At 48.8% G+C, this 10,849-nt stretch carries 6 protein-coding genes and 1 pseudogene; 2 read left to right on the top strand and 5 right to left on the bottom strand.

The features are described 5' to 3' along the window. The first annotated feature begins 308 nt into the window (after nt 1-308). Nucleotides 309-725 (top strand): annotated as a pseudogene (locus tag MUK70_RS04860) (XRE family transcriptional regulator). Nucleotides 726-1,021: 296 nt separating this feature from the next. Here MUK70_RS04860 and MUK70_RS04855 read toward each other — a convergent pair. Genes MUK70_RS04855 through MUK70_RS04845 form a run of 3 tightly spaced genes read right to left on the bottom strand, consistent with a single transcriptional unit; the run spans nt 1,022 to nt 7,116 of the window. Further along, entirely contained in the window at nt 1,022-2,476 is a 1,455-nt protein-coding gene (locus MUK70_RS04855; RefSeq protein ID WP_234657568.1) for a sulfatase family protein, read from the bottom strand. Between the two features lie 44 nt (nt 2,477-2,520). After that, complete coding sequence (locus MUK70_RS04850) at nt 2,521-3,978, bottom strand: RagB/SusD family nutrient uptake outer membrane protein (RefSeq protein ID WP_234657569.1); 1,458 nt, start codon at nt 3,976-3,978, stop codon at nt 2,521-2,523. Nucleotides 3,979-3,996: 18 nt separating this feature from the next. Then, nucleotides 3,997-7,116, bottom strand: coding sequence for a SusC/RagA family TonB-linked outer membrane protein (locus MUK70_RS04845; protein ID WP_234657570.1), 3,120 nt, complete (start codon nt 7,114-7,116; stop codon nt 3,997-3,999). A 150-nt stretch (nt 7,117-7,266) separates the two neighbouring features. Between MUK70_RS04845 and MUK70_RS04840 the strand changes: the two genes are divergently transcribed. After that, nucleotides 7,267-8,853, top strand: a complete 1,587-nt coding sequence (locus MUK70_RS04840; RefSeq protein ID WP_234657572.1) for a sulfatase family protein — start codon at nt 7,267-7,269, stop codon at nt 8,851-8,853. A 41-nt stretch (nt 8,854-8,894) separates the two neighbouring features. Here MUK70_RS04840 and MUK70_RS04835 read toward each other — a convergent pair whose 3' ends face one another. Together MUK70_RS04835 and MUK70_RS04830 are read right to left on the bottom strand one after the other, a co-directional pair. Continuing rightward, nucleotides 8,895-9,284 (bottom strand): hypothetical protein, encoded by a 390-nt coding sequence (locus tag MUK70_RS04835; protein WP_234602702.1) that lies wholly within the window; start codon nt 9,282-9,284, stop codon nt 8,895-8,897. 100 nt (nt 9,285-9,384) lie between these two features. Further along, complete coding sequence (locus tag MUK70_RS04830) at nt 9,385-10,839, bottom strand: RagB/SusD family nutrient uptake outer membrane protein (protein ID WP_234657574.1); 1,455 nt, start codon at nt 10,837-10,839, stop codon at nt 9,385-9,387. Between the last annotated feature and the right edge of the window lie 10 nt (nt 10,840-10,849).

Below are 10,849 nucleotides of genomic sequence, written 5' to 3'. Positions count from 1 at the left end.
ATTGGCCAAATCATGGACTTTACCACCGCTCAATTTCATACAGTTCACCATGAGCACAACAAAACAATTTTTCTATTGCATATGCTCAGAAAAGATGCATAATGATCCCCTAAACCACTATAATCATAGAAAATTCAAAATAATATTCTCCCAATATCTCTACAAAACAAGTAGACATCATAGGCAATGTCTTCTGTTTGCGTACCATTGATTTTATTTCTATTCGTGCAGAAAACTGCCTGTAAGTTATCTCAGCACATCCCGACAGATTTATATAACTTGCTTTTTTTCACCAAAACCATTTCGAAATGGCACATACTACCTCCAATCCGAAGATCCACGAAGGCCGTAACGTAAGACGATTTCGGGAAATGCTGGCGATCAAGCAAGACGCGCTGGCATTCGAACTAGGCGAAGATTGAAACCAGCAAAAAGTCTCATTATTAGAGCAAAAAGAGAAAATCGATTCCGATATTTTGGAACAAGTCGCAGCTATTTTAAAAATACCGGCTGAGGCGATTCGGAATTTTGATGAGGATCAAGCCATCACTGTTATTTCAAGCACATTCAACAACAATGCCGCTGTTGTAAACAATAATCCTGTCTTCCATCCAATAGACAAACTCATCCAGCTTCATGAGGAGAAGATTGCTTTGTACGAGCGGATGTTGAGGGAGAAAGATGAGATTATGGGGCGGTTGGAGCGGTTGATTGGCGGCAGCTGAACAAGTCAACTTTAAGCTCCGGAGGAGCTGGCTGTTTATAGAAAATCAATGATCATAAATGTCGGGCCCCAGCAAGGCCTCCTGGGAATTGCAATCAATCAGGAGGCCCCGCCGGGGCCTTTGCAATAGATTTTTTCCCGCCTTTCTATAAACAGGGAGCCGCTCTCCGGCTGTTTTTAATACATCATCTTAGCAATGAAGACGAAGAAGGGATACGACCATTAATCGACGTCAACATAAACAAAAAGCCAGTGTCAGGACAAATAGAAATACCGGTTTTTAAAAAGAAGTCTTCTTTAAAATGGACCTTTCAGATGAATGTGATCCGCTTTTCTGGCGGCTCCCGGCATTTCTCCGCGTTTGTCTTTGCTGGCAGTCGGCTCGCCGGTTTCGCGGTCGTACCAGTCGGGCGTGAGGTTCGCAGGTTCCGTGTCGCCGGTTTCGTCCTGCCATTGTTTGAGCATGCGCCGTAACTCGTTTACCTGGGCAGCGTAAGCTTTGTTACCCACCTCATTTTTGGTTTGCAGCGGATCTTTTTGGTTATCAAAAAATTCTTCTGCTGGCCGGGGTTTGAGCAGCGCGTCGTTCTGCAAAACGGTCAGCCCACCGCTCGCTTTCGCCGCTTTTAATGCTTTTGCGGAAGGACTTTGATTGGCGTCGATCGGGCCGCCATTGTCCCATTCAGGTCTTTTATTCATGATATATAAAAAGTCCTTACTCCGCACTGAGCGTTCGTAAGCCGCGTAATCGTGCCAGTTATGTTCGGCAAAAACGTATTTGCGAAACGCTTTTTCCGGTGATTTAAACAATGTCGCAAAGCTCGTGCCCTGGACCGTCTCCGCAGGTTTTACGCCCGCCACTTCCAGCAATGTAGGTGCAATGTCAATGCTGCTGATCAGACTTTCACAAACCTGTCCGGCTTTGATCCCGGCCGGCCAGCTCACGATAAATGGCGTTTTCACACCCGCATCGTACAGCCGCGTTTTGCTGCCCGGAAACGGTCTCCCGTTGTCGGCAGTGAAGATAATGAGCGTATTATCTGCAATTCCCTGCCTTTCCAGCTCTTGCCGCAACTCGCCGACGTACTGATCCAGCTGCGAAATTTCATTGTAATAAAAAGCCAGATCCTGCCGCGTTTCCTTCGTGTCAACCAGCGTCGGCGGCACAGCAATGTCAGTTTCAGGATTATGCTGAGGCCCGTCCGTTTTTGCCGACCACGGCCGATGGGCGTCAAATGGCGCAAGCCAGAAAAAGAATGGTTTGTCTTTCGGCCTGGCTTTCAGCAGGTTGTTCCATTGCAATTCCCCTCCTTCACCATTGGCTTTCCGGTCTACCAGCAGCGTATCGTAAGCCCGGCGCGTATTTGGGCCTTCGTGCCATTTGCCAACTAATGCAGAAAAGTAGCCCTGTTGTTTGAGCAACTCCGGGAAATATTTCAAATGTGCCGGCAAAGGCGAATGCAGCTCGGCCGCACCGGTATTATGCGGGTAACGACCCGTGAGAATGCTGCTCCGGCTCGGACTGCACGAGCTGGCTGTGAGGTACATATTGGTAAACCGCAGCCCGTCTTTCGCCAGCTTGTCAAGGTTCGGTGTTTTGATTTTGTTATTTCCATAAGCCCCGATATCGTCCCAGCTGATATCATCGCCGATAATGAAAATGATGTTTGGCGCCTGTGCGGCAGCTTTTTCGATGCAGCTGCCGGCAATTACGGAAATCAGTAACAGGATTCTAGCAATTTGTTTTTTCAATGTGATCTTTAATTTAAAACTTGAAAACGGACGAAACTTCGCGGTTAATAGTTGTTCTGCGTCAGCCCCGGATTTACATCAATGGCACTTTGCGGGATTGGGAACAGCAGCTTGCTTTCGGTAATGTTGAAACCTTTCGACTTCAAAACTGCCACCGCACGGCCCGTGCGCACGAGATCAAAGAACCGATGAAACTCAAAGCATAATTCTGTCCTTCTCTCATGTTCAATGGCAAGCGCTAGCGTGGAATATTTGTTGGGATAACCCGTTTTCCCATAACCTGGGAGCCCCGCCCGGTCACGCACCTGGTTGAGGTAAGAAGCATCGCCGGTGGCTTCCGAGTACGAAAGCAGAACATCCGCATACCGAACGATCTCGACATTCTGGCCCGGGTAGCGCCAGTTTGGATCGTAATATTTTTGAGTAAACGGATACTTGACAAACGCACCGGTTTCGAGGTTCACATAACCGGGATACACGGAAACGTTCTTGCGCACGGTATCGGCAGCCTCAAATTCATTCGTCAGATCCGGTGTGGGACTATTCAGCCCGCTGCCGCGGAAAGTTTCGGCGCTTCCCGGCAGGTGAAAAGCCCAGTGGTAAGGCGTATAGGTTTGCTGGTAATTGCTGTTTACGGCATTTTGCCCGGCCAGAAACTGCAATTCCAGGATTGATTCCTTCGAATTTTTGGTACCCGGCGCAAAGTTGAATGCATAGTCGGCGCTGTTCACCTTTCCATCCTGATTGGCATCGAGCGAATATGCATTGCTGTCGATGATCTCTTTCAGCTCTTTCGCCGCACTGGTTTTATCGCCAATTGTCAGGTATACTTTGGCCAGAATGGCAGTTGCTGCATATTTGGTAACCCTGCCCACGTCGGCGCCGGTGTATTTCTCGGGCAATGCCGCTTTGCTGGCTTTCAGGTCGGAGATGATCTGCTGGTAAATCGTCTCCTTTTTCTCCCGCAGATACGTATAACTTTCGTCGGCACTCACCACCTTTAAAGGCATTGGAATGTCTCCCCAAACCCGCACCATATTAAAAAAGATCAGCGACCGGATGAATATCGCCTCCGCTTTCAGGCGGTCTTTCAATGCAGGATTACCAAACTGCACGGTCGTTTTTTCGAGCTGACTGATCGCATTGTTGCAGATGTAGATCGAGTTATAGCTGTTGTTCCACGCAGTTTGGATCAAACCATTGTTGGGCTGGATCCTGAATGCTTTGATATCATCTTCAAAAGTCGTCGCGCCGCCGGAAAACTCGATATATGTATTGTCCGAATAAAGCTCACCGTACAGATCCACCAGTCCGCTGGCTGCATAAGTGCGGTTCAGCTGCCGGTATACATCATTTACAGCCTGCACGATCTGCGCCTCTGTGGTGTAAAAACTCCCTTCCGAAAGCCGCGTTTCCGGATATTGGTCAAGCTCGCTTTCGCTGCACGAAATGGTTGAGCATGCGGCAAGAATGTAAAATATATGTTGTTTAAAAAGCTTCATTTCTCTTTTTGATTTGGATTAAAAGCCAATGTTCACGCCGAATGTGTAAACCTTTGCCGAAGGATATGGAGAATGCGTCACTCCGCGTGCGGTGGCACTGGTCGCGCTGCCGTTGAAGTTTTCAGGATCAAAAATCGGGGCGTTTTTGTGCGTGAAAAGATTTTGTCCGTTGACATAAATCCGCAACGATTCCAGGTTCAGTTTGGATAAAATCCCAGATGGAAATGTGTATCCTGCCGTCAGACTTTTCACCCGGAAATACGACCCATCCACGATCCAGTAACTCGAAGCCGTTTTCTCATAACCGTCTAGATCCACAGTCAGTTTGTAGTGGTAACCATCGCCCGGCTCCTGCTCCGACCGCCAGCGGTTGGTCATTTCCTTATAGTAATTCCGGCCTTCGTGGTATAGCATTGAGCGGTGGATATTGTTGTCATACACGTCGCTACCCTGCACACCCTGGATCAGCACGCTGAGATCAAATCCTTTGTAAGTCAGGTTGTTGGTAAAACCCCAGATGAAATCCGGCGCGTAATTGCCGATGATCGTGCGGTCTTTCGCATTCAGTACACCATCGCCATTGATGTCCACATACCGCCCATCGCCCGGCTTGGCAGAAGCGTAATGCGACGGATCTGCGTCGATCTGGCCCTGGTTCATGTAAACGCCATCATACCGGTAACCATAAAAGCTGAAAATCGGCTGGCCAACCTGGTTGATCGATTCCATACCAAAACCCGGCTGGTAGATCATCGGCGCATTGTCTTTGCCCAATGCAAGCACTTTGTTGCGGTTGCGCGAGAAGTTCAGCTGCGACGTCCAGCCAAGCGCGCCTTTAAGGTTATGTGTAGTCAAATTGAGTTCAAGTCCCTTGTTCTGGAGTTTGCCAATGTTTTTGAAAACACTGTTGAAACCGGAAACAATAGGCACCGGCACGTCCAGCAGCAGCCCGTCGGATCTGGAAATGTAGTAATCGGCTTCCAGCACAATGCGGTTACCGAACAAACCAAGATCAACTCCCGCGTTGAATTGCTGCGTGCGTTCCCATTCCAAGTCCGGGTTGGTAATGCTGCCGGGGTAGTAGGTCGTGCCCAGGTTACTGCCAAATGCGACCCGTCCCTGCGACATCGCGCCGATCCACTTATAATCTGCAAAACGGTCGTTCCCGGTGAAACCATAGCTTGCGCGCAGTTTCAGGTTGTTCAATGGTTTCACAGAGCTCAAGAAGCTTTCATCCGAGACGATCCAGCCACCGGAAACGGAAGGGAACACGCCCCATTTATTGTTCGGGCCAAAACGTGAGGAACCATCGCGGCGAATGCTGGCGGAGAGCAGATACCTTCCTTTGAATGTGTAATTAAGGCGGGAAAAATAGGAGATCAGGATGCTCCTGTTCTTATCATCTTCCGCCTGAAAAACCGTTTTCCCGGCGCTCAGTGCCTTGATCAGGTCATTGTCGTAGCCTCGCCGCTCCTGGTTGGTGTAGTAATATTCATTGTTGTTATACTCCATCCCGGCAAGCGCGGAGAATGAATGTTCCTTGAAGGTTTTGTCGTAGGTAAGCAGGTTCTGCGACGTGTAGTTTACTGTGCGCGACTGATTTACCGTCATAATTCCCTCGGTGTAATAAGTTGGTCCGAGGTTGTGGTCCACCGCCTGATAGTTGTTGTTGTCAATGCGGTTATAAAAGAAATTAAGCGACGATCTGAAACGCAGGCCGGGCAGAAAATCGATTTGTGCAAAGACATTGCCGAGGTTGTTAAACTGCCTGTGCTGAATGTCGTCAGTGATCTGATAAAGCGGGTGGCCATTTTTCGGACGGAACAAAATCGCGTCATACTTCTCAAAACCAGGTGTATTCGCAGGTGCGCCGAGATAGCCATTGTTTCCGTAAACCGGATAAATCGTCGGGTACTGCACGGCCCATTCTACTGTCCGGTTGAAAGGCTCATTCTCGTGGTCGTAAGCCACATTGAGCATTCCGCCCACTTGCAGCCACTTTTTGATCTGTGAGCTGGCTTTGATGTTGAACGTGTATTTTTTGTATTCGGAAGTGATCACAATGCCTTTTTGCTTTACGTAACCCGCCGAAACGATAAAGTTTGTTTTCGCGTTACCGCCACTCGCATTCAGCTCGATTTTTTGCATCGGCGAAGTCCTGAAAACGACGTCCTGCCAATCGGTATCCTGCAAGTTTTCAGGGTTATCGAATGCTGCTGGCCAAGTGTACTTATATTGCTTGCGGGCTTCGATCGTGTTGGGTGCAGCCGGGTCGCCGCCACTTTCGATCCAGCCGTTTTGGGCCGCGTCGATGGAAGCCTGCGCATATTCTCGCGAGTTCATCACCGCAATGCGGTCGATCACTTTCTGGACTCCGTACGAATAGTTGACATTGAATTTGGTTTTGCCCTCCTTCCCGCTTTTGGTTGTAATCAAAATCACCCCATTTGCACCGCGAGAACCGTAAATTGCCGCCGAAGAAGCATCCTTCAAGACTTCCATCGACTCGATATCCCCCGCACTGAGCAGGTTCAGATCGTAGTTTGGAATGGGCATTCCGTCGATCACGACCAGCGGCGAGCTGCTGGCCGAGACCGAGTTGATCCCCCTGATCTGGATCGTAGAAGAAGTTCCCGGCCGTCCGTTGCTCGACAAAACCTGCACACCGGGAATTTTTCCGTACAAGGCCTGACCGAGTTCCACAATGGGCCTGCTCGTAATTTCCCGGTCCATTTTGACAGAACCAACGGCTCCGGTCACATCACTTTTTTTCTGCGTTCCGTAGCCCACAACCACAATTTCATTGAGCTGTTTCGTATCCACTTCCAGCGTCACATCGATAGAAGAGCGATCATTAACGGAAATTTCGCTCGACCGGTAACCGATCCCCGAAAATACCAGCACGCCGCTTTCGGAAGCCTGTATTTCGTAGCCGCCGTCGGCATTGGTCGTAGTCCCACTGGTTGTGTTTTTCAAAATCACATTGATCCCGGGTACGCCGGACTGGTCTGTCGGAGAAGTGACTTTCCCTTTAATGGTGAACGTTTGCGCCGTAGCGCCAAGGGACGACATTATTGCCACCAGCAATAGTGCCCAAAAGGATTTGCCGATCCAGGGTGATGGTAATTTTGTAACCATTTGTTTGTGTTAGTATAAAAAAACATTCGGGCTAGCTGCTCACTGGTGGTTAATGGCAGTTAACTCTATTAAATTGATAGACAAAGTAAACAGTAGCAGCGGTTTTTTGTTTAATATTGGGGCAAGAATTTTCAAAAAAATAAATCTTTTGTGAGAAGATATACGTGGATCGTACTGTTATCACTGCCCGTTTTTGCAGCAATTCAAATCAATAAAAACGAGACAAAGGCCGCTGAAACGAGGCCTAATATCCTCTTTTGCATTGCCGACGACGCTTCATACCGTCACATGAGCGCGTACGGACTTTCCGGAAAATGGGTCAGTACGCCCGGATTTGATCGTGTTGCAGCGGATGGTATTCTGTTTGAAAATGCATTCACGCCGAATGCCAAATGTTCGCCTTCTCGGGCCTGCATCCTGACCGGGCGGAATCCCTGGCAGCTGGAAGAAGCTGCCAACCATGTGCCTTTTTTCCCTGCCAAATTCAGCACCTGGGTTGAAGAACTGGGTAACTCGGGCTATCTGACAGGTTTTACAGGAAAAGGCTGGGCACCCGGGAATCCCGGCCAGAAGAATGGTGCAACCCGCCTGCTGACGGGCAAGCATTACAATGAGATAAAAATGGCCGCGCCAACCAAAGCGATCTCGCCGGTAAATTATGCCGCAAACCTGGAAGTTTTTTTGAAAGACCGTAAAGCTGGTCAGCCGTTTTGCTTCTGGTACGGAGGCCACGAGCCGCACCGCGCTTATGAATATGGCAGCGGTGCTGCAAAAGGCAAAAAGAAAATCACTGACATTGACCGCGTGCCCGCCTACTGGCCTGACAATGATACTGTTCGCAACGATATGCTGGATTACGCGTACGAAATCGAGTATTTCGATCAGCATTTACAGCAAATGCTCAAAATCCTCGAAGATGCGGGCGAGCTCGACAACACGATCGTGATCGTCACTTCCGACAATGGAATGCCTTTTCCGCGCACCAAAGGGCATGTTTACGAATACGATAACCACCTGCCGTTGGCGATTATGTGGAAAAACGGGATCAAAACAGCGGGCCGGAAAGTGCTGGATCTGGTCAGCTTTATTGACTTTGCTCCTACCCTGCTGGAAGTTGCCGGACTGACGGGAAAAACGAGCGTGGAAACGCAGGGAAGGTCCTTAATACCCATTTTCAAATCTGATAAAGCGGGACTAGTTGACAAAACACGCGATCATGTGCTGCTCGGCAAGGAACGGACTGACGTTGGTCGCCCGCACGACGCGGGTTATCCGGTGCGCGGCATTGTAAAAGGTAACCTGATTTACACGATCAATTACAAGCCCGAGCGCTGGCCCTCGGGCAATCCTGAAACGGGATACCTGGATACCGATGGCGGCCCCACAAAAACGCAGATTTTGCATGCAAAACGCGCGGGGACGGACGTGGGAAAGTGGGATTTGTCTTTTGGTAAAAAAGGTAAGGAAGAGCTCTACGATATTGAAAACGACATAGATGCAATGAAAAATCTAGCAACCGACCCCGAATATGCCAAAACAAAAGCTGCACTTCGCAAGCAAATGGAACATGAATTAAAGGCCCAGCAGGATCCGCGCATGTCTGGCAAAGGAGATATCTTCGACAGCTACCCTTTTGCAGAACCTGCATCCAGAAACTTTTACGAGCGTTTTATGAAAGGCGAAAAAATGAAAGCGGGCTGGGTTAATGAAAGTGATTTTGAAAAAGAAAAAAAGTAGGGCAAACAAGGATTGGCTCGGAGGCTTTCAGTGCCAAACGTTCAGGTTATCCCCAGCTGCCGTACGCTCCTGGCAGTCACACGCAAGCCTTTCAGATATTTAATCCTTTTATCGATATCGGCGCTATATTCGAAGTTTGTCCCAACGGCGAATTGCGCTTTGAAGGCATCTAAAATCTTATTCAGCTGGGACCTCGATACGCCGCTATATTCCAATTGAAGATATTGGGATTTTTCGGCAGAATAGGCTTTAAATTTATAGTATTTGGGATGGTTCGTGCCAATAAGCGGACTAAAATTTTCATCGTGCCTGTCTTTGACGAAAAAATCAAGCGAGAGCGAGATCGTGTTTCTATTAGTATTGCGCCGACCTGTCACAACAATTTTCACTTCGCGGTTGACCGCCAGTTTTATTATTTGCTCGTAGTTCATTAGATAATGTCTGTTTTCTGTTATTTAATCAAAGGTTATAGCTGGTTCTTGGCCGCAGTTGCTGACGAACAGAACCGTAATCACATTGACTTTTATAGGTTTATTCCAGCAGCAACTTATTGGTAATAATCTCGGTATTAGGCAGCGGAAAAACATAGTTGGCCTGTGCAGGCCCGACGGCCGGTGCAACCAGGCCGTTACCTGATTTTGCAGGGAAAGCTTCCAGGTTACGGACAATGTCGTTTGACCGGAAACCTTCTCCCAAAAGTTCAATGCGCCGTTCGGTCAAAATGGTTTTGATCAGGTTCGGCTGCGACGCTACGGCTGCATTTGGAAAAATATAACTGGCATCGGAGCGGTTTCTTACCGCGATCAGCAATTTTTTCGCCGTCGCGAGGTCGCCTTTTCTGGCCGCAGCTTCTGCGTAATTGAGCAAAACTTCCGAGTAACGGATGATGGGCAGGTAATCCAGGAATGGCGACGGCTTGCTGTATTTGGTCAAAAACTGAACCCCTGATGCGGTCCGTGAGAAAGTCCTCCGCAGATCTGTCGCCCGCCATTCGGTGTCTCCCCAGATCCCGGCGGGGTTGAGGTTATATTCTGAATTGGCATTGAAAACATACGGAAAAGAAGTTTGCCCGGTAACATTATCCAGCTCGGTCATGGGCACGGATAAAATGGACTCGCTGCTGGTATAGTTGGTCGTGAAGATTTCAACAATGTTTTCCAGCTTGTGTTTGACACCCGTTTCCGCGCTGAACGGAGGCTGGGCGGACACAATTTTTTTGGCTTCATCAATAACCTTATCATACTTCCCGCTATTGAGATAAACCCTTGTTTTGAGCGCTATCGCCGAATTACGGTGCGCACGCGTCGTGTTCAGCAAAGCAGAACTGTGTGTTAACGGCAGATCGGCCTCGGCTTCGTCCAGATCTTTTATAATCTGCGCATACACTTCTGCAACTGTGCTCCGCGCCAGATCATTGTTTGCCGTTGTGGTTTCAGCTTGCAAACGTAACGGCAAGCCTTTGGAAGCGCCCTGGTCTTCATTGAAAGGACGTGCATAGGCGGTAACCAGGCTATAATAGCTCAGCGCGCGCAGGAACCTGGCCTCCGCAATGTATTGTTTACCAACGACATCGCTTACGACGCCCGGATGGTCGGCAACCCCCTGGATCAGGATATTGGCATTATTAATCGTTTCATAACCCGACGCCCAGAAGCCGGCGATAAAGTTGGAACTGGCATTGAGTGTCTGGTTCCAGGCTTCGAAAGCGGTGAAAGTGTTACTGGTCCGGTTGATAAACTCTTCGCCCCGCGCTTCGGAATAAGTGTAATAGTTGCCGCCATAGAAATTCCCGCTTTTGGCAGATTTGTAAATCCCATTGACAAGCCCCAGAATCCGCTCGGGTGTTTCAAATGCATTTTCGCCGGTAATGGCCGTCTCCGGAATAGGGTTCAAAAGCGTTTTCTGATCGCAGGAATTCAGCGTGAGTACAGTTGTGAACAGGAGTGAAACGCGGATATTTCTGCTATTTATTTTTAAAATATTCATGCCAAATGTC

The sequence above is a fragment of the Dyadobacter chenwenxiniae genome (genome assembly GCF_022869785.1).
Classification (GTDB): Bacteria; Bacteroidota; Bacteroidia; order Cytophagales; family Spirosomataceae; genus Dyadobacter; species Dyadobacter chenwenxiniae.
The sequence above is the reverse complement of the archived record's forward strand: the minus strand, read 5'-3'. Positions and strand labels throughout refer to the sequence as shown.